This window comes from Amycolatopsis sp. NPDC049252 (assembly GCF_043197175.1).
Classification (GTDB): domain Bacteria; phylum Actinomycetota; class Actinomycetes; order Mycobacteriales; family Pseudonocardiaceae; genus Amycolatopsis.
This window is the reverse complement of record NZ_JBICSQ010000037.1, coordinates 1-18,384: the sequence shown is the minus strand read 5'-3', so window position 1 is coordinate 18,384 and position 18,384 is coordinate 1. Positions and strand designations below refer to the sequence as shown.

The 18,384-nt window shown below is 71.1% G+C and carries 17 protein-coding genes and 1 pseudogene; 7 read left to right on the top strand and 11 right to left on the bottom strand.

All coding sequences use genetic code 11. The features are described 5' to 3' along the window. Positions 1-499 precede the first annotated feature (499 nt). A complete protein-coding gene (ggt, locus tag ACGFMK_RS30075) occupies positions 500-2,299 on the bottom strand; it encodes a gamma-glutamyltransferase (RefSeq protein WP_392770144.1) in 1,800 nt (599 codons plus the stop codon). A gap of 210 nt (positions 2,300-2,509) precedes the next feature. On the opposite strand from ggt, the gene ACGFMK_RS30070 reads away from it, so the two are divergent. Both ACGFMK_RS30070 and ACGFMK_RS30065 read left to right on the top strand, forming a co-directional pair. Next, positions 2,510-3,328, top strand: a complete 819-nt coding sequence (locus tag ACGFMK_RS30070) for a GH25 family lysozyme (protein WP_392770142.1) — start codon at positions 2,510-2,512, stop codon at positions 3,326-3,328. A gap of 369 nt (positions 3,329-3,697) precedes the next feature. Further along, a pseudogene (locus ACGFMK_RS30065) lies at positions 3,698-4,105 on the top strand (substrate-binding domain-containing protein); the annotation flags it as partial. Between the two features lie 81 nt (positions 4,106-4,186). Here ACGFMK_RS30065 and ACGFMK_RS30060 read toward each other — a convergent pair. From ACGFMK_RS30060 to ACGFMK_RS30030, 7 genes are read right to left on the bottom strand one after another with little or no spacing between them, the layout of a single operon-like run. After that, positions 4,187-4,912, bottom strand: coding sequence for a GvpL/GvpF family gas vesicle protein (locus tag ACGFMK_RS30060; RefSeq protein ID WP_392770139.1), 726 nt, complete (start codon positions 4,910-4,912; stop codon positions 4,187-4,189). Continuing rightward, positions 4,909-5,286: a gas vesicle protein GvpJ gene (gvpJ, locus tag ACGFMK_RS30055; RefSeq protein WP_392770137.1), complete on the bottom strand. Its 378-nt coding sequence runs from the start codon at positions 5,284-5,286 to the stop codon at positions 4,909-4,911. The genes ACGFMK_RS30060 and gvpJ (ACGFMK_RS30055) overlap by 4 nt, the downstream gene beginning before the upstream one ends. Next, positions 5,283-5,552, bottom strand: coding sequence for a gas vesicle protein K (locus tag ACGFMK_RS30050; protein ID WP_392770134.1), 270 nt, complete (start codon positions 5,550-5,552; stop codon positions 5,283-5,285). Before ACGFMK_RS30050 ends, gvpJ (ACGFMK_RS30055) begins: the two co-directional genes overlap by 4 nt. A gap of 12 nt (positions 5,553-5,564) precedes the next feature. Then, entirely contained in the window at positions 5,565-5,750 is a 186-nt protein-coding gene (gvpJ, locus tag ACGFMK_RS30045; protein ID WP_392770132.1) for a gas vesicle protein GvpJ, read from the bottom strand. Further along, the gene (locus ACGFMK_RS30040) at positions 5,747-6,685 is read right to left on the bottom strand and encodes a GvpL/GvpF family gas vesicle protein (RefSeq protein ID WP_392770129.1); all 939 of its coding nucleotides are present in this window, start codon (positions 6,683-6,685) and stop codon (positions 5,747-5,749) included. Before ACGFMK_RS30040 ends, gvpJ (ACGFMK_RS30045) begins: the two co-directional genes overlap by 4 nt. Further along, positions 6,682-7,032 carry a gas vesicle protein gene (locus tag ACGFMK_RS30035; RefSeq protein ID WP_392770126.1) on the bottom strand — a complete coding sequence of 117 codons (351 nt, stop codon included), beginning with the start codon at positions 7,030-7,032 and terminating at the stop codon, positions 6,682-6,684. The genes ACGFMK_RS30040 and ACGFMK_RS30035 overlap by 4 nt, the downstream gene beginning before the upstream one ends. A 21-nt stretch (positions 7,033-7,053) precedes the next feature. Further along, a complete protein-coding gene (locus ACGFMK_RS30030) occupies positions 7,054-7,395 on the bottom strand; it encodes a gas vesicle protein (RefSeq protein WP_392770123.1) in 342 nt (113 codons plus the stop codon). Between the two features lie 538 nt (positions 7,396-7,933). Here ACGFMK_RS30030 and ACGFMK_RS30025 point away from each other — a divergent pair. After that, entirely contained in the window at positions 7,934-8,686 is a 753-nt protein-coding gene (locus ACGFMK_RS30025; protein WP_392770120.1) for an alpha/beta fold hydrolase, read from the top strand. Positions 8,687-8,907: 221 nt separating this feature from the next. Continuing rightward, positions 8,908-10,236, top strand: a complete 1,329-nt coding sequence (locus ACGFMK_RS30020; RefSeq protein WP_392770118.1) for a jacalin-like lectin — start codon at positions 8,908-8,910, stop codon at positions 10,234-10,236. 295 nt (positions 10,237-10,531) lie between these two features. Here the strand turns inward: ACGFMK_RS30020 and ACGFMK_RS30015 are convergent, their stop codons facing one another. Further along, complete coding sequence (locus ACGFMK_RS30015; protein WP_392770117.1) at positions 10,532-11,311, bottom strand: class I SAM-dependent methyltransferase; 780 nt, start codon at positions 11,309-11,311, stop codon at positions 10,532-10,534. A 628-nt stretch (positions 11,312-11,939) separates the two neighbouring features. Here ACGFMK_RS30015 and ACGFMK_RS30010 point away from each other — a divergent pair. From ACGFMK_RS30010 to ACGFMK_RS30000, 3 genes are read left to right on the top strand one after another with little or no spacing between them, the layout of a single operon-like run. Then, positions 11,940-13,682 (top strand): non-ribosomal peptide synthetase, encoded by a 1,743-nt coding sequence (locus ACGFMK_RS30010; protein ID WP_392770115.1) that lies wholly within the window; start codon positions 11,940-11,942, stop codon positions 13,680-13,682. Further along, positions 13,679-14,386, top strand: coding sequence for a thioesterase II family protein (locus tag ACGFMK_RS30005; RefSeq protein WP_392770113.1), 708 nt, complete (start codon positions 13,679-13,681; stop codon positions 14,384-14,386). The genes ACGFMK_RS30010 and ACGFMK_RS30005 overlap by 4 nt, the downstream gene beginning before the upstream one ends. Then, positions 14,386-15,564 (top strand): cytochrome P450, encoded by a 1,179-nt coding sequence (locus ACGFMK_RS30000; RefSeq protein ID WP_392770272.1) that lies wholly within the window; start codon positions 14,386-14,388, stop codon positions 15,562-15,564. Before ACGFMK_RS30005 ends, ACGFMK_RS30000 begins: the two co-directional genes overlap by 1 nt. Positions 15,565-15,745: 181 nt before the next feature. Here the strand turns inward: ACGFMK_RS30000 and ACGFMK_RS29995 are convergent, their stop codons facing one another. Beyond that, positions 15,746-17,860 (bottom strand): primosomal protein N', encoded by a 2,115-nt coding sequence (locus ACGFMK_RS29995; protein ID WP_392770111.1) that lies wholly within the window; start codon positions 17,858-17,860, stop codon positions 15,746-15,748. A 116-nt stretch (positions 17,861-17,976) separates the two neighbouring features. Then, on the bottom strand, positions 17,977-18,384 hold a 408-nt coding region (locus ACGFMK_RS29990), incomplete at its 5' end, for a methionine adenosyltransferase domain-containing protein (protein WP_392770108.1).

The window sequence follows — 18,384 nt, the reverse complement described above, 5'->3', positions numbered from 1 at the left end:
ATGTGGACAGCCGGGTCCGGCCGCGGGCCTTGCCCCGCCCTTTCGTCGGCAGCCCCCGATACGCTGGACTGGGGACGCCCCCCGGAGAGGGTGGGGGCTGCGGCGCGGTGCCGATACCAGCGGACCTGTGGCGGAACAAGATCACCAACCAGACGTTCCGGCCGGACGTCAGCTTCCTGTTCCGGGACGCGACCGGGGTGCCGGCGCGGCTGCTGGTGACGATGTCCTGGGACGCCGGCACCGCGGCGACCGGCATCCGCGACGCGCACTTCATGGTCGTCGGGACGGTGCCGGAGCACCGACGGCGCAGCTTCGCCAGTGCGCTGCTGGCCCACGCGTTGCGCGTGGCAGCCGACCAGGGTTACGACCAGGCGAGCCTGGTCGTAACCCTCCGCAAGCCCGTCCGGGGCCTCCGGCGGTCTTCGCGAAGGCCGGATTCGTGCCGACGACGCGGTACGTCCGCTCGGCGCTCGAAGCCTGAACCGGAGCGGGCGGAGCGCTACCAGTGCGTGGGCCACACCACCTGGGCCGAGCCGATGCCGCGGCGGACCGGTTCGGCCGCGGCCAGCCAGCGGCCGTCACGCAGGCGCTCGACCCCGGTGGCCGCGCCGATCTCCGCCGGCGCGGTCGAGAAGCCCTGGCCGCGCGCCTTGAGCGTGGCCGTCTCGGGCAGGTCCAGGAACCCCTGCTCGACCTGGGCCTGCGCCGAGTTCCGCTGCGACGCGCGTGGCGCCGCGATGGCGTCCTCCAGCGACAGGCCGCGGTCGATCCGGCCGGTCAGCACCTGCAGCACCGTCGTGATGATCGACGCGCCGCCCGGCGAGCCGGTGGCGAAGAACGGGCGGCCGTCCTTGAGCACGATCGTCGGCGCCATCGAGGAGCGCGGCCGCTTGCCGGGGCCGGGCAGGTTCGGGTCGGGCACGCCCGGCGTCACCGGGGTGAAGGAGAAGTCGGTCAGCTCGTTGTTGAGCAGGAACCCGCGGCCCGGCACGACGATGCCGCTGCCGCCCTCCTGCTCGATGGTCAGCGTGTAGGCGACGACGTTGCCCCACTTGTCGGCGACCGTGAGGTGGGTGGTGTTCTCCCCCTCGTACGGCGTCGGCGCGCCCGTGGTCCCGGCCTGACACGGCGTCGGGTGCCTCGGGTCGGCCGGCGCGACCGGGCTGGTCGCGGCCTTGTCCTTCGAGATCAGGCAGGCGCGGGTGTCGGCGAAGCGCTGGCTCAGCAGTTCCCTGGCCGGGACGTCGATCACGGCCGGGTCGCCGATCCAGCGGTTGCGGTCGGCGAAGGCGAACCGCGTCGACTCCAGGAAGTACTGCAGGTAGTCGGCCTTGCTCGCGTGCTTGAGGTCGTAGTTCTCGAGGATGTTGAGCGCCTCGCCGACGGTGAGCCCGCCCGAGGACGGCGCCGGCATGCCGTAGACGTCCAGGCCGCGGTACTCGGCGTGGGTCGGCGTGCGCTCGATCGCCCGGTAGTCGGCGATGTCGCGGGCGGTCAGCTTGCCGGGACGCACGTTGAGCGTCGAGGCGGGATCCTTCGGCGGCTGCTGCACGGTCTTCGCGATGTCCGCGCCGATCGGGCCCTTGTAGAGCGCGTCGACACCGCCGCGCTCCAGCTGCGCGTACGTCGCGGCGAGGTCGGGGTTCTTGAAGACGGTGCCGGGCGCGGGCGGCGCGCCGTCCGGCAGGTACAGCGAGCGCGTCGAGGGGAACGCGGAGAACCGCGCGGCGTTGTTCGCGATCTGCGTCTGGAACGTCGGGTCGACGACGAATCCCTTGCGCGCCAGGTTTTCCGCGGGCTTCAGGGACTTCGCGAGCGAGCGCGTCCCCCACTTGCGGAGGGCCTCGGACCACGTCGCGGGCGTGCCGGGCACGCCGACGCTCAGGCCGCTCGTGACGGCGTCGTTGAACGGCAGCGGCTGGCCGTTTTCGACGAAGAGGTTCGCGTCGGCGGACTTCGGCGCGGTCTCGCGGCCGTCGAGGGTGTGGACGCGGCCGGTCTTGGCGTCGTAGTAGACGAAGAACCCGCCGCCGCCGACCCCGGCGGAGAACGGGTCGGTGACCCCGAGCGCGGCGGCGACGGCGACGGCCGCGTCGACGGCGTTCCCGCCTTCGCGCAGGACCTGGGTGCCGATCGCGGTGGCGTCGGCGTCGATGCTGGCCACGGCGCCGCCGAAACCGGTGGCGACCGGGGTCTTCGGGGTGGGCGTGGCGGCGGTGGCGGGTCCGGTCGCGACGGTCGTGAGGAGCGCGGCCGTGGCGGCGATGACGAGGGTTCGGCGACTCCGGAGCGCGGGCATGCGGGCGAGTCTGCCCCCTCGGCCAGGCCGCTTCAAGCGCCGGACGTCCCTTTCGTCCGGTCCGTTACCGATTCACGGGCTCGGCCACAGCGAGAAATTGAATCACATGGAGCAGTGACATGACCTGCATAGATGTAACAGACTCATCCCGCGCGGCCCTGCACAGCCGCGCATCGCGAGGGCAACCGAAAGGACACATCGATGAGATCGATGACAGCACCACGACGGGGGTGGCGGCGCCTGTTCGCCGCCGCGCTCGCGGTCTCGGCCTCCCTGCTGGTCGTGACCGCCGCCGGCGCCTCGGCGTCGCCGGGCCTCCCGGACCAGGACGTCACCGGCAACCACGAGATGGGCGCGGCGATCCGCGCCCACGACGGGGTCGCCCCGGCCGGCCTGGCCCCGGCGTCGGTGGACGCGAGCGTCCCCGGCATCGACGTCAGCTCGTACCAGGGCAACGTCAACTGGGCGTCGTACTGGAGCGCGGGCAAGAAGTTCGCCTACGTCAAGGCGACCGAGGGCACCGGCTACCAGAACGCGTACTTCAGCCAGCAGTACACGGGTTCGTACAACGTGGGCATGATCCGCGGCGCTTACCACTACGGCCGCCCGGACCTGACGGGCGGCGCGGCCCAGGCCGACTACTTCGTCGCCCACGGCGGCAACTGGTCCAAGGACGGCAAGACGCTGCCGGGCACGCTCGACATCGAGTGGGGCCCGAACAACGCGTGCTACGGCAAGACGCCGGCGCAGATGGTCGCGTGGATCAAGGCGTTCAGCGACGAATACCACGCGAAGACCACCCGCTGGCCGGTGATCTACACGGCGACGAGCTGGTGGAGCCAGTGCACCGGCAACACGGGCGACTTCAGCTCGACGAACCCGCTGTGGGTGGCGCGCTACGCGTCGACGGTGGGGACGCTGCCGTACAACTGGGGCTTCTACACGTTCTGGCAGTACAGCTCTTCGCCCATCGACCAGGACCAGTTCAGCGCGGACATCTCGCGCCTGAAGGTGCTGGCGACCGGCTGATCCCGACAGGTTCCGTGGGTGGCGCGGCCGAGGGGAAGACTCGGCCGCGTCACCCACGCCGTGGAAGGAAACCGTTGCACCTGAACGCTCGGCGGCCCCGCGGTCGGCCCCGAGCTCTGATGGGTACAGCAGTTCGTCACCACAGCGCCGGCGCAACCGCGCCGGAGTCCGGTTGGGTGGTTGACCGCGCACCGCTTCGCCGCCTGACTTGCCGCCGAGCGCGAACCGTTTCAAGCACGGCAACGCATTCCGCGGTCAGCGATTCCCGAGAAGCACCGAGGTGCCGACCAGTGCCGAGACCGACGATCACAGCGGCACCCTTGCGCAGCCGGTCCGGACGACGAAGCCTCTGCCGACGATGCCGGTCGTCATCGCGCCGTGTGGCACGTCGGCGGCCCGGAGCCGCCACTGCTTCGCGGAGACTGGAGATCTCACTCCGGATATCTCGCGGGTTCGCTGCTCGCACACGAACCAGGCCTCGACGCCGTTTTCGTGGCGAACGACCAGATGGCCTTCGGCGTGATTCGCGCGTTCACCGAATCCGGCATTGCCGTACCGCGCGACATTCACGTCGTCGGATTCGACGACGTACCCGAGGCAGCTTGTGCACCACCGTCGCTGACCACGGTGCGCCAAGACTTCGCCGAACTCGGCAAGCGGGCGCTTCACGCCCTTCTGGCGAGAATCGGCGGGAGTTCTGCCGTTCACCTCGTCGCTCGCCGGGACAGGCGCGGCTTTGCCGCTCCGCCACCACTGTGGACGGAATCCGACCGGTAGCCACATCACCGCAAAGGAGCGTTCGTTGTGTCCACAGCGGCGATCCGGCGCCGAGGAGCTCCCCCGGGCGGACGATGGTGCCTACCAGCCCCACCGCGACGCTTGGCCACGATCGTTCGGCGCCTTCGGCACAGCTCGCAGGAAAGTGAACGCCGGGAGCGGACCGACGAACCTGCAGTCCACGTCGTCCACAACGATCGAGCCGATCATCTCCTGCACGGCGAGCAAATCCTCCCGTCGCACGAGAAGAGCCCGGCGTTCCTCCAGATGCTCCTGCTCTTCCAGGGCCCGGACTTCTTCCGCGTACCGCATGACCGGCCCCAGCAGTTCGTCGGACCGGCCTTGCCGCCAGGACACGACACGTCGCGCGATCGCTTCGCCCGCTTTGATCCGATCGGTCAGGCCGCTGCCGCCGCGGCTTCTCCACCCGGCCGGATCATCCGCCACGGCCTGCAACGCCGTCTCCTCGTCGAACCGCAAGTACACGTGCGCTTCGACGAATCCGTCCAGCCGGTCGAGTTCGGCCCGCAGGTGGTGCGCGAGGGGACGGATGACCGCTGTCCGGGCCGACTCGTCGTCCTCGGCGACCGTCCCCCATCGCAACGGGACCACCGGCCCCTGCCGCACCAGTGCGGACAGCGTCAGGAGATGCTGCGTGGCGTCGTGCGGAGTCACGTCCTGGTCCGCCGGCCGCGGGCTGACCGCCAGCGCGAGATCTTCCCAGACGACAAGCCTGGTGGCGCCGGACCCGGCCGGGCCGGGCAGCGGATGCCCGGCCCGGACGACGCCGTGCAGGTTCAGCCTCATCGCTCGCCTTCGCCGGCACCCGAGGGCGCTGACGCGGCCTGGGCGAATCCCGGCGTGACGACCGCCGGCTGGGCGAAGCCGGCCGGGATGGGGGCAGCCACCGGGAGCAGGCCGTACGTCCCGGCGATCCCTTGAGTGCCCGGCGCGGGCACGGTGCCCGGAGGCAGAGCCTGCCGTTGCGCCTCGATGCGCTGCATCGCCTCGAGGTACCGGATGTACGTGTCGACGCTGGCGATGACGATCTTGGCCTCGATGGTCAGGATCTCGATGCCGATCACGGAGACCCGGATCGTCGCTTCGATGACGAGTCCCTTGTCCAGCAGGATGTTCAGGGCCTCGGCAAGACCACCGGCGGTGGGCGCGGGAGCGCTCATGGCTGAATCCTCTCGGGTTGGTCGGATCGTGTCGCGTCTGTTGTGCGCTCCGGTGCGTCCAAAGCAGCGCGGAGTTCTTCGAACTGACGTCGAAGGGACAGCAGCCCCTGCCCCAGCCGCTCGACCTCGGCGGCGGACAAGCTTCCCGCCGCCATCCTCCGCAGTGCTTGCCGCTCAAGCAGTTCTGCGACGACCTCGAGGATCGCGAGGACGACTCGCCCGAGTCCTTGCCCGGTGTCGGCACTTATCCGTCTCGGTGCGTCCACGGCAGTCCTCTCCTACTCCGCGATCTCGTCGACGGCGGCGAGCAACAGGCGTAGATCGAGCCGGATCAGGTCGATGCCGGCCAACGTGATGATCACGTCGCCGTTCACCACGGCGCCGCGGGTCACCACGCGGTCCAGCAGATCCACCAGGCTCGTCAGCGCAGCACCATCGGGGGCAAGCGCGGGAAGATCGTTCACGACCCGACCACCAGCTGCGGCGGGGTGAACGAGTACGGCGGCCAAGGGCCGGTGCTGCGCAGGGTCGCCCCGGCGGCCGCGAGGTCGTCTTCGACGCGCCGGAGCAGTGCCTGGAACGTCTCTTCCTGATCCTGCCGAACCAGGTAGGAGGCATCGAAGAGAGCCGGCGGCTGCTCCCGTCGAGCGTCGGCGGCCGAGCAGCGGCTGAGCGAGTCGTGCAGGGTGCTCACCACACTGCGCGCGTGCGTTTGCAGCCGCTGCGCTCCATTCAGCTCCCGAGCTCGTGCGTTCAGGTAGCCGGTACCCGAGATTCCGTCCGGCGGGGGCTTCCGGGCCGGCGCCGGCTCCGGCAGGGCGACACGCACTCCCCACTCGCGGTGACCGTCGGTCCTCGAGAGCCATTCCGACACGTCGGCCCGGTGGTCTTCGAGCAGAAGAACGGCCGCCCGGTCGTCGCGAACGACGGTGCCGAACCTGAGCGGTAGCACCGGGTAAGCCTCGAACACCGCACGGACCACCGCGTCGTGCTGCCGGGCGAGCACGGCGAGCCGGCTGCCGGGATCAACGCTGTCCGGCGGGCCGGCCTCCTTTTCCAGATCGGCGAACATCCCGACGTCGACCTGGGCGACCACGACCGCGAGGTCTTCGTGCGCGAGCAGGCGCAGTGCCGGTGTGGCGCCGGTTTCCGGCACCTCGGCGTGCGACCAGGTAATGGCATAGGCACAGAGGCCTGGACCTGGGTCCGGGATGACCGGATCGGGAGCCTCTGTGGACCGAGGACCGGTGGCGCTGGTCAAGATCGCCTCGGTCAGCCGGCGCGTGAGCACTTCGACAGCCGCGCTCTTGGCCGCTTGCAAGGCAGCGTCCCACACCTCCGGGGCGTGCCGCCGAGCCAACGCCGTCACTTCCGGATCGAACTCCGCGGCGGCGGTCACGAGCTCTCACTCCGACTGACCGGTTCCCTCGTCGCGACGGAGGTGGCCACCTGCAGCGCCGTCTCGAGCTGCTGCACTCGGGAACGGAGTTCGTCCAGTTCCCCGGGCGGCCGAGCGTCGGCCTGCAGACGCTCGGCGCGAGCCGCACCGGGTGCGAAGAAGGGATCGTTCGTCCACCAGTCCATCCCCATCTCGCGGGCCGTCTGCGCGGAGGCGATGAAGAGCCTGAGCCGCAAGGTGAGGAGTTCGATGTCGACGACGTTCACCGCGATGTCGCCGACGATGACCACACCCTTGTCCAGCACACGTTCCAGCACATCGGCAAGCGAACTCGACTGACTGTCCACCCGGAACACTCCTGCTCTTCGCTACAGATCGGTGGTACCACGGGTAAAACGGCGAATTCGCTCGTACGAGACGAGTTCACCGGTGCTGTCGACATCGACCCGGTAGGTGCCGATGACGCTTGTGGTGGCGGGTATCCGTTCCAGCTCGACGACGTCGACGAGCACGGACCAGCCCCCGTCGGCGGTAGGACGCGCTCCCGGCACGCCGTCCGGCTGCCGGCCGGTGATCGCCGTGAAAACCTCTGTGGCAGCACGAATCGCGCGCGAAGCGGTCGACGCTGACGTCGTCGGCGGGGCAGCGGGCGTGGGATTTACGGGTGGGTTATGCGGGAAATCCGAGGTTCCCGATGATGGCACAGTCATCGCTGGTAGGCATCCGAGGCGAACGCATCGGTGTTACAGCGGATCCGGCGTTCGTCGGACGCCGGCCGACTCGTGGTGATAGCCGTTCACGGATCCCTGGGGTGTTCGGATCAGCACAGAGCGCCACCCGGACCAGTTGACGATGGGCCAACAAGGTGGCCGGGCTACCGAAACGCCAAAAACAACGAAAAGATAACGCTTGGGCTCGTGGTCGCCGAGTCACGACAAGCGAGTCCCCCTGGCGATCCACCCGCGACACCAACGACTTGACACTCACCACAGTGGACCGGACGAAACCGGGTGCGCTTCGCCGCCGCAGCCGGTTGACTATTGACGCTCTGCCAGTAACCATGCGGACATGGACGACGCGGTCCGCGCCCTGCGACAGCGGCTTTTCGCCGCCCTCAGACCGACCCGCGCCCCGGTGGGCGACCGGACCGCGGCTCCATCGCTGCCACCGGGCCGGCTGATCACCTTGCCCGGCCGAGGCGAGTTGTTCGTGCGCGATCATCGACCCCCCGACGCGGCCGATCCACCGGTGCTCCTGCTGCACGGCTGGTCCTGGTCGCTGGACGTCAACTACTTCGGCGTGATGCCCAGGCTCGTCGCGGACCGGGTCGGCTTCCTGGGCTACGACCAACGAGGACACGGACGAGGACTGCCCGCCGACCGCCCGTTCGAAATCGAAGACCTTGCCGCGGACGCCCTGGCCCTGCTCGATCTGCTCGGTATCGGCAAGGTCATCGTGTCCGGGTATTCCCTGGGCGGTCCTGTCGCCCTCCACCTCGCGCTCTCCCATCCGGACCGGGTCGCCGGACTGGCCTTGGCCGCCACCGCGCTGAACTACCGTCAGACGCTCCGCGACCGGACGGTGTGGCGTGTCCTCACCGCCGCGACACCACTGGCCCGGCTCGGTGTCGGTTCCTCGATTTCCGCCCGCTACTTCGGCTTGAGCCGCCGGACGTCACCGGATCTCGCCGCGATGTGGCCGTGGCTCTTCGGCGAACTGGCCCGCACTCCGGTCAGCGGGGTCTTCGCGACCGGACGCGCGGTCAGCCGGTACGACCTGCGCCACCGGGTCGCCGGGCTCCGCCGGATACCCGCGGCGGTCGTGATCACGACTCGCGACACGGTCTGCCACCCCCGCACCCAGCAGCAGCTCGCCGACCAGCTCGAAGCCAGGTCGTTCGCACTCCCGGCCGACCACGACGCTCCGGTCGTCCGCCCCGCGGAGTTCGCCGCGGCCGTCATGGCCGCGATTGCCCACGTCCGATCGTCACCACCGAAATGACCCAGGGGGCACGGCTCCTCATCCCGTCTCACGCACGACCGCCGGAAGGCTTCAAAAGCCGGAAGCTCGCACGACAGAAGCAAAGACGGACCGGGTGACACGCAATGTTCGCGTTAACAATCCACAAATATGAAGAATGTTCGCGATAGCGCCGCTGCTGTGGCACAGTGTGCCGGGCTCGGCACTCCCCCTGCCGTCCATGATCAGCAGAAGGGTCCGTCATGCGCAGAACCCTCGCCGCCCTGACCGCGGTCGCGATCACCACGTCCGTGCTCACCGGCACCTCCGAAGCCGCGGGCACCGACTCCGGGACGCTCTCCGTCCTGTCGTACAACGTCGCCGGCCTCCCGGAAGGACTCTCGAGCGCGCCCACCCCGCGCGCGTCGAGCACCACCACCATCGGCGGGCGGCTCGGTTCCTACGACTTCGTCCACGTCCAGGAAGACTTCAACTACCACGCCAACCTCTACGCGGCCGACAGCCACCCCTACCGGACGCCCACCAGCGGCGGCGCGGGGATCGGCAGCGGCCTGAACTCCTTGTCTTCGCTGCCCTACGACTCCGACGACTTCGAACGCGTCCGGTGGAACTCCTGCCAGCTCGACTCCGGCGACTGCCTGACCCCGAAAGGCTTCACCTTCATGCGGCTCCGGCTGGCCGAAGGGGTGTACATCGACGTCTACAACCTGCACACCAACGCCGGCACCTCCGCCGGCGACCTGGCCTCCCGCGCGGACAACCTCAACCAGCTGTCGTCCTTCATCGCCGGCCACTCGGCAGGCAACGCCGTACTGGTCGTGGGCGACACCAACACCCGCTACACCCGCGCAGCGGACACCATCCGGGACTTCGCCGCCCGCAACGGGCTCACCGACGCCTGGGTGCAGCTCCAGCGGGGCGGCGTGCCCCCGGCCGCCGGGAGCGACGCCCTGGTGTGCGACGAGAACGCGGTCACCAACGACTGCGAAGTCGTCGACAAGGTGCTTTACCGCGGCAACCGGCTGGTGAACCTCGGCGCGACGTTCTACGACAACGAGCACGGGAAGTTCCTCGACTCCGCCGGAGCCATGCTGTCCGACCACGACCCGATCACCGTCCGGTTCAGCTGGACCCGCAACCCCGCCTATCAGCTCAGCGATCAGTTCGGCGGACCACACGGCGACTACTACACCGATCTCGGCCGGGTTCCCGCCGGCGGGCGCGCGACCGCACTGACGATCCGCGCCGGCTCCCGCGTCGACCAGGTAGGACTCATCCTGGCCGACGGCACGGCACTGAACCACGGTGGCAGCGGTGGCACCGCGAAGACGTTGACGCTGGCGGCCGGCGAATACGCCACGACCGCCTATCTGTGCCGGGGCAGCTACAACGGACACGCCCGGATCTTCTACGCCCGGTTCACCACCAACACCGGGAAAACCCTCGAAGGCGGAACGACGACGTCGGACTGCACCACCTACACCGCACCGGCGGGCCGGCAGATCGCCGGCTTCCACGGCCGAGCCGGCGCCGAGGTCGACAAGCTGGGCCTCGTCTTCACCGCACGCTGACGAGCTCGGCCGGAGACGTCCGCGCCGCGTTCGGACCAGCACTGGCGGCACACAGGCGTCCTCGACCCGATCGCTCACGGTCTGGGACGTGACCGCTACCGCTGCACTTCGGAACCTCGACGCCAGCCCGAACTGGTGATTCGTTCTGCCCACGCCGACCACGCCGCCGAGCAGGCACTTGAACAAGGCTGGAAACCGCGCTCAGCCGGCGAAGGCGCGAAAGGGCGACGACTCCACGGCCGAGCAGCGGTGTCCCGCCGGCGCACCGCGCCGCCGCCGCGGTGAGGCGGAGTGCTCAGCTTCGCCTGCCGCGCGCCCCGACGGTCATCCAGCTGTAGTCCACAAAGGACGACGTCTCGTACTTCGCGTACGCCTCGTCGAGCACCTCCCGGGTGACCAGGCCGGTGGCGAGCGCGTGCTCCTCGACGAGCTTCGTCGTGTTCTTGAGCCAGCCCGCCAGCGGCTGCCCGCCCCGCGCCGGCAGGACCACGCCCTCCGCGGCGCAGTCGACCAGACCGGCCGCCTCCAGCGGGACCGGCAGGGTGCGGGCCCACTCCGGGGCGGTGCCGACCCGGTCCGCCATGACCCGCGCGAGCGCCGCCATGGTCTGGCGGGTCGCCGGGTGCGAGGACAACTCGGGCAGCGTGGCGCCGATCTCGATGAGCAGCCACCCACCGGGCTTGAGCCACGAGGACAACCGCTTGATCACGGCCTCGCGCTCGGGCAGGTGCTCCAGCACGAACCGGGTGTGGATGACGTCGAACTCCCCGGGCGCGTCGTCCGAGGTGACGTCGTGGTGCAGCACGGTCACCCCGAGATCGGCGAGCGGGCCGAGGAACGCGAGGCTGAGGTCCGTCGCCACCACGTTCTCCGGGCCGGCCAGTTCGGCCATCCTGGCCGCCACCGAACCCGCCCCGGCGCCGACCTCCAGGCACCGCCACCCCGGCCGCACCCCGAGTCCTTCGAGCTGCCGGAAGCTGAACGGATCGAAGCTCTCCTCCAGCAGGCGGAGCCGGCGGTGCTCGGCCTGTGCCTTGGTGTCGACGAAACTGTTCCAGCCGATGGTCTGCGACATCCGGTGTTTCCTCATTCGATCAGATCGGGCGACGACGCATCGTACGGCTCGCCGCGCCACGTCCGACAGGGCTGGAACCCCCTGTTTTTGCCGCGTTCCGACAAAGCCGGGCGGGCGAACGCGCCGCCGATCACAAAAGCCGTCGTCGCGGTCCGCCGTCGTCCCTCCGAATTGGACCGACTGGCGTAGTCACACCGCCGGACGTGACGGGAATCACGGGCGTGGAGCCGATTCCGGAGCTGGGGACCATCCGCCGTCGGTCCGCACGGCCGTCGGCCGATCTCTGTTACAGGCAGTCACAAAACCCCTGGAGTGCGAGCTGCGGATAGCCACTTTTCGCAATTGTGTCAAATCATCGGTGAATCTGAAGGCTCTTACGCTGATCGGCTTATCCACCCTGCCACGAACGGTCGCACACCACGCCCGGCCGTCGCGTTCGGAGCAGTTGCGCTGCGTACAGTCCGACTCGGCGAAGCGGGTCGACCCCCTTCGAGTGGTATTGCTTCGGACGCGATCTCACCGGTAACTTCTCCAGCGATCAGCCACCCTCCCCCGGTACTGCCGCATCACCCCGGTCGACGAACGCGCCGGGCCGCGCTTTGTCGGTTTCATTGTCGCGTCCGAAAGAATGGATTCCAGCACGATGACGGATCTCGCGTTGCCGGTGAACGCCGCCCGAAGCAGGAGCATCGGGTTGCTGGAGGCCGTGGTCGAGCGGTGGGCCACCGACCGGCCCACGGCCACCGCGTGCTCCGCGCCGGACGGCGTGCTCGACTTCGCGGGCCTGGCCGAGCGGACGACGGCGATCGCCGGGGCGCTGGCGGCCGCCGGGGCGGGGCCGGGCACCACGGTAGGGCTGACCACCGGACGGTCCCGGCTGGCCGTGGCGAGCCTGCTCGCCGTGTGGCGCCTCGGCGCGACGGCGGCGCCGCTGGACGAGCGGCACCCGCCCGCCCGGATCGCCGAGGTGCTCGACGACGCCGACGTGTCCTTGATCCTCGGACAGCGGCCCCCAGGCGCGCCGGCGGACCTGCCCGTGCTCGACCCGGAGATCGCCCGGGGCGAGCCGTTCGCCGCGGCCGGGGGTGAAATCGCCTACCTCGTTCACACTTCGGGCAGCGCGGGTAAGCCGAAGGGAGTCGAGGTCACTTACGCGGGCCTGGAAACGGCGCTGGGCGCCATGAGCACCATCCACATCGGACCGGGCGGCCTGGGGATCAACCCCCTTTCGCCCGCGTTCGACGGCTGGCTCTGGTGCGTGCTGCTGCACCTGCTGAACGGCATCGGCACGGCGATCCTCGACCTCGCCGACGACGGCGAGCACGTCGACCTCGCCGGCCGGATCGCCGCGGTCGCGCCGCGCACGGCCAGCCTCACTCCCTCCCTTCTGGCTTCCTGCGCTGACGCGCTCGCCGGTGCCGAGGTCGTGGTGGTCGCCGGGGAACACTGCCCGCGCGGACTGCTCGAGCTGCTGCTGGCCCGGCACCGGGTGCTGAACGTCTACGGCCCCACCGAGGCCACGATCGCCGCGACCTGCGCCGACAGCGCCCGCGGCGACGACGTCACGACCATCGGGCGCCCGCTGCCCGGCTACGTGGCCCGGGTGCTCGACGCCGAGCTGCGGCCGGTGCCCGCGGGCACCCGCGGCGAGTTGTGCCTCGGCGGGACCGCGCTCGCCAGGGGCTACCGCGGCGACCCCGACCTCACCGCGCGCCGGTTCGTCACCGTGGACGGGGCGCGGCTGTTCCGCACCGGCGACGAGGTGCTCGCCCGCCCGGACGGGCAGCTCGAGTTCCTCGGCCGGCTCGACACCCAGGTCAAGGTGCGCGGGTTCCGGATCGAGCTCGGCGAACTCGAGCGGGTCGTGGAGCAGTTGCCGGCCGTGATCGCGGCCACGGCGTTCGTGCGGACCGCGGGCGGCACTCTCGGCGTCGCCGCCGTGCTCGCCGACGGGCACGACCCGGTCGCCGGCGCCCTGCTCGTGCGCGAGCACTGCCGGACGTTCCTGCCCGACCACCTGCTCCCGTCCACAGTGGACTTCGTACCCGCGCTGCCCTACGACGACCGCGGCAAGGTCGACCGGGCGGCGCTCGCGCTGGCCGCCGACGCGGCCCGGCCCGCGGGCCGGGCGCCGGCCACCGCCCGCGAACACGAGGTCTGCGCCGTCTTCGCCGAGGTGCTGGACCAGCCGGTGGCCGACGTGGCCGCCGACTTCTTCGAGCTCGGCGGGCACTCGCTGCTCGCCGCCCGGATGGTCGCCACGCTGCGCAAGCGGACCGGGCTGCGGGCGTCGATCCCGTTGCTGCTGGGCAACCCCAATCCGGCCGCGCTGGCCGCGGAGCTGGACCGGCTCGCGGAGGTGTCCGCTTGAGCGCCTGGGTGGTGCCGTGGCACCCGTCCCCCGCCGGCCGCCCGACCCTGGTCTGCGCGCCTCCCGGTGGCTCCGGCTGCAACCGCTTCCGCGGCTGGCAGGCCCGGCTCGGGCTGTCCGTTTCGGTGGTCGGCGTGCAGCTGCCCGGCCGGGAGAACCGGTTCGCCGAGGAGCATCCGGCGACCTTCGCCGAGGCCGTCGCCGCCGTCGCCGCGGACCTCGCCGAACTCCGTGCGGGCGCGCCGCTCGTCATCGTCGGCGAGAGCTTCGGGGGTCTGCTCGCCTACGAACTCGCGCGGGCGACCGGACCGGACGCGCTGGTGCTCGCCGCGACCGAACCCCCGGGCAACCGGTCGGCCGCCGAGCACCTGGTCATCGACGAGCGGATCCTGCGCGACCTGTTCGTCTCCGGCCCGCCCGAACTCCGCGATCTCGACGAGGACAGCCAGGAGTTCCTGCTCGACGTGCTGCGCCGCGACGACAAGCTCGCCGACACCCACGTGCTCGCCGAACGGTTCCAGGTGGACTGCCCGATCCACGCCTGGTCCGGCGACCTGGACGCGGTGGTGCCCGGGCACCTGCTCGACGGCTGGGCCGGCTACAGCACCACCGGCACCACCCGGCGCTCCTTCGCCGGGAGCCACACCTTCCTGACCGACCTCGCCGAGGAGACCGTGCCCGCACTGGGGAGCCTGCTGTGCTGATGGACCTGACCGACGACCTGAGCTTCGCCGGCACCGAGTTCTGGCCGCACTTCGCGTGGCTGCGCGAGCACGAACCCGTGAGCCGGCACCCCGACGAACACGGCGGCTTCTGGGTGGTCACGCGCTACGCCGACGTGCTGTCGGTCTACCGCGACGCGGCCGGGTTCAGCTCCCGGCACGGGATGCGGCTGGGCACCAACCCGACCGCGGTGGACGCCGTGACCGGGCAGATGCTGATCGTCTCCGACCAGCCGGACCACGCGCAGCTGAAGACGGTGCTGGCCAAGGGTTTCTCGCCCGCCGCGATCCCGCACGCGGAGGACCTGGTGCGCACCGTGGTGCGCGGCCTGCTCGACGACGCCCTCGCCGCGGGCGAGGTGGATGTCGTGGAGACGGCGCGCCGGCTGCCGACTCGCGTGGTGTGCGCCCTGATGGGCGTGCCGCGCGAGGAGTGGGACTGGCTCGGCGGCACGATGAACGACGCCTTCGAAGGCGCGGACGAACAGAGCAGGCTCGCCGCGCACGCGGAGATCTTCCTGTACTTCTCGGAACTGGTGCTCGACCGCCGGGAAAACCCGGGCGACGACTTCGTCAGCCGCATCGCCGCCGACCGGCGGTCCACAGCGGACGGTACGAAGCGGCCGCTGACCGACACCGAAATCGTGGTGAACTGCAACGGTGTTCTCGCGGGTGGCAACGAAACCACGCGCTACTCCGCGGCCGGCGCCGTGCTGGCGCTGATCGAGCACCCCGACCAGTGGGCCGCGCTGCGCGCCGACCGCGCGCTGCTGCCGGGCGCGGTGGAGGAGGTCCTGCGCTGGACCACCCCCGGCGTGCACGTGCTGCGCACCGCGACCGCGCCCACCACGATCGGCGGCGTCGGCATCGCCGCGGGCGACCGGGTGACCCTGTGGAACGTCTCGGCCAACCGCGACGACGCCGAGTTCGGCGACGCCGGACGCTTCCGGGTGGACCGCACGCCCAACCGCCACCTCGCCTTCGGCGGCGGCCGCCACCAGTGCCTGGGGGCGCGCCTCGCCCGCCTGGAACTGACGGTGTTCCTGGACGAACTGCTGAACCGGGTGGCCACTGTGGACATCGTCGGCGAGCCCCGCTACACGGCGTCGAACTTCACCTGGGGCGTGCGCGAACTGCCCGTGCGCCTGCACTCCGCCTGACCGGCCGGCCCTGCGCCGTCGGTCCGGCCGGGTTCGGTGTGCATCACCGTCGTACGAACACGTCGTGTTCGTTTCCTCGGTCTTCGAGAACGTACCGAACACCGCCGCCGACCACATCGCGGTGCCCTCGGATGCGTGATCCAGCGGGCATCACTCGTGATGGGAGGGTCGACACGAACTGCTAGATGAGTTCCATCGGGTCCAGCTGGATGCGGATCGGTTCCGTGGCCTTCCGGGCGTCTCGCCGGGCGGCGGCCGCGTGGATTGCCGCGGCCAGCGCCTTTCCTTCGGCTCGGGAAACCCGGACCAAGGCGCGTTCCCGCTCCGCGTTGCCTTCTTCGTCGACCTCGCCGAGCGGGACCGGGCCCAGGACTTCGCCCGACTCAGGGAGCGGGAGGTCGTCCAGCAGGGCCGCGACGGCGTCCGGGGTGCCCTCGACGCTCGCCATCCGCATCGCCGGGGGGAAGCCCAGTTCTTGACGCTCGGCCAGTTCCTGCGAGGCGTGCCACGCCGGGTCCCAGCGGACCAGGGCCTGGACCACCGCCATGCCCGCCTCGGCGCCGACGATCACGCGGCCGCCCGAAGAAGCCGGGCGCACGAGGGCCGCGGCGGCCATCCAGCGGCGGAGGGTTTCTTCGCCCGCTCGCAGGTCCTGGCGGCCCAGCAACGCCCAGCCGTCCAACAGCAAGGCCGCGCCGTAGCCGCCTTCCGCCACCGGTTCCGCTCCTGGGGTGCACACCACCAGCGCCGGTTTGCCCGGCACCGAAGCGAGAACCTCCGCCGCGCCGGAAGTGCGTACCGGAATGCCGGGAAAAGCCCGGCCCAGTTCTTCCGCCGTGCGCTTCGCGCCGACGATCACCGCGCGCAGGCGGACCGAGCCGCACGCCGAGCAGCGGAACGCCGTTTCCGGGACGCCGCACCAGCGGCACGCCGGTGGCTTCGGCCGGCCGTCGATCGAGCCGCCCGGCAGGGCCAGCGGGCCGGCGCAGCGGCGGCAGTGGGCGGGTGTGCGGCAGTTCCCGCACGCCAGGCCGGGGACGTAGCCCCGACGGGGTACCTGGATCAGGGTCGGGACGCCCGCCGCGAACGCCTGGCGCGCCGCTTCGAACGCCACCGCCGGCAGCCGGGCGACGCGGGCGGCCTCGTCGCGGGCGACGTCGAAGTCCTCGCCGACCGGGGTGACGCGCGGGGCCGCCGCGCGCAGCACCGTGCGGTCCGCCAGTACCGGGGCCGCCCAGCCGGACTCGACGAGCAGCTGGGCCTCCGCGGTGCGGGCGAACCCGCCGACCAGCAGCGACGCCTTCGCCGTGTGCGCGCGGTCCATCAGCACGTCCCGGACGTGCGGGTAGGGCGCGTGCTGGTCGAGGTGCAGGTCGTCGCCGTCGTCCCAGACTACGAACAGGCCCGGCTCGGCGACCGGCGCGAACATCGCCGCCCGCGTGCCGACCACCACCCGCACCGCGCCGCGCAGCACCGCGAGCCAGCGCCGGTACCGCTCGGCGGGCCCGAGCCCGGCGATCAGCGCGACGACGCCCTCTTCCCCCACCAGCGACACGCAGGCCTCGTGCACCCGCGTCAGGTCGCGGTGGTCCGGCACGACCAGCACGGCGCCGTGCCCGGCCGCGGCGGCCGTCGCCGCGGCTTCGGCCAGCCGGCGCGGCCAGTCCTCACCCGGCAGGGCCTGCCAGACGGCGTTCGCGGGCTTCCCCTCGGCCAGCGCCTCCAGGAACGCCGGGCCGCGCTGGTAGCGCGCCCAGGCGTCGCCGTCCGGCGCTTCCGGGAACGCCGCGAGCGGAGCGGGCGGCTCCGCCTCGACCTTCGCGTGCCGGGGCGGGATCGCGAGCCGCAGGACGTCCGACAGCGTGCCGCCGTAGCGGTCGGCCACCGCGCGGCACAGCGCGTGCAGCGACGGCGTCAGCACCGGCTCGACGGAGGTGACGCGGTCCAGGAAGGCCAGCTTGCTGCCGTAGTCGCTCGTCTCGGCGCGCTCGACGAGGTACCCGTCGACCAGCTGCCCGGCGAACCGGACGCGGACCCGGCAGCCCGGCACGGCCGTCTCGTGCAGCTTCTCCGGCACGCGGTAGTCGAAGGTGCGGTCGAGGTGGGCCAGCGGGATGTCGACGACGATCCGCGCGACCGACAGCTCGGGCGCGGGCTGCTGGGCGCCCTTCGCCTTCTCCCCCGGCTTCGGCGCCTTCGACGGCTTCCGGGCACGCGACGGCACCGCGGCTTTCGCGGCGGCGGGCGGCGGCTCCTCGGGAAGCTCCCAGAGGGCGGCGGGCTCGGAACTGCTCACCCCGAGATCTCTACCAGACCCCATTGACAGACTCCGACACCCCTGACGCCAGAACGCCGTGAAGGCCACCTTGAGGGACATGGAGTCCCTTGAGGTGGCCTTCACGGACGGGTGAATCAGGCTCCCGCGGCGGCCTTCAGGTCCGCCGCGCGGGCCGTGCTCTCCCACGGCAGACCCAGCTCCGGACGACCGAAGTGACCGTACGCGGCGGTCGGGGCGTAGATCGGGCGCAACAGGTCCAGATCACGGATGATCGCGGCCGGACGCAGGTCGAACACCTCGGTGATCGCCTGCTGGATCTTCGACGGATCCACCGTCTCCGTCCCGAACGTCTCCACGAACAAACCCACCGGAGCCGCCTTACCGATCGCGTACGCGACCTGCACCTCGGTCCGTGTGGCCAAGCCCGCGGCGACGACGTTCTTCGCGACCCACCGCATGGCGTACGCGGCGGAGCGGTCGACCTTCGACGGGTCCTTGCCCGAGAACGCGCCACCACCGTGGCGGGCCATCCCACCGTAGGT

What these genes read in the sequence shown, in the direction of transcription:
- ggt (WP_392770144.1), bottom strand. Translation starts at nt 2,299, where the DNA reads ATGCCCGCGCTCCGGAGTCGCCGAACCCTCGTCATCGCCGCCACGGCC.
- ACGFMK_RS30070 (WP_392770142.1), top strand. Translation starts at nt 2,510, where the DNA reads ATGACAGCACCACGACGGGGGTGGCGGCGCCTGTTCGCCGCCGCGCTC.
- ACGFMK_RS30060 (WP_392770139.1), bottom strand. Translation starts at nt 4,912, where the DNA reads ATGAGGCTGAACCTGCACGGCGTCGTCCGGGCCGGGCATCCGCTGCCC.
- gvpJ (WP_392770137.1), bottom strand. Translation starts at nt 5,286, where the DNA reads ATGAGCGCTCCCGCGCCCACCGCCGGTGGTCTTGCCGAGGCCCTGAAC.
- ACGFMK_RS30030 (WP_392770123.1), bottom strand. Translation starts at nt 7,395, where the DNA reads ATGACTGTGCCATCATCGGGAACCTCGGATTTCCCGCATAACCCACCC.
- ACGFMK_RS30020 (WP_392770118.1), top strand. Translation starts at nt 8,908, where the DNA reads ATGCGCAGAACCCTCGCCGCCCTGACCGCGGTCGCGATCACCACGTCC.
- ACGFMK_RS30015 (WP_392770117.1), bottom strand. Translation starts at nt 11,311, where the DNA reads ATGTCGCAGACCATCGGCTGGAACAGTTTCGTCGACACCAAGGCACAG.
- ACGFMK_RS30010 (WP_392770115.1), top strand. Translation starts at nt 11,940, where the DNA reads ATGGATTCCAGCACGATGACGGATCTCGCGTTGCCGGTGAACGCCGCC.
- ACGFMK_RS30000 (WP_392770272.1), top strand. Translation starts at nt 14,386, where the DNA reads ATGGACCTGACCGACGACCTGAGCTTCGCCGGCACCGAGTTCTGGCCG.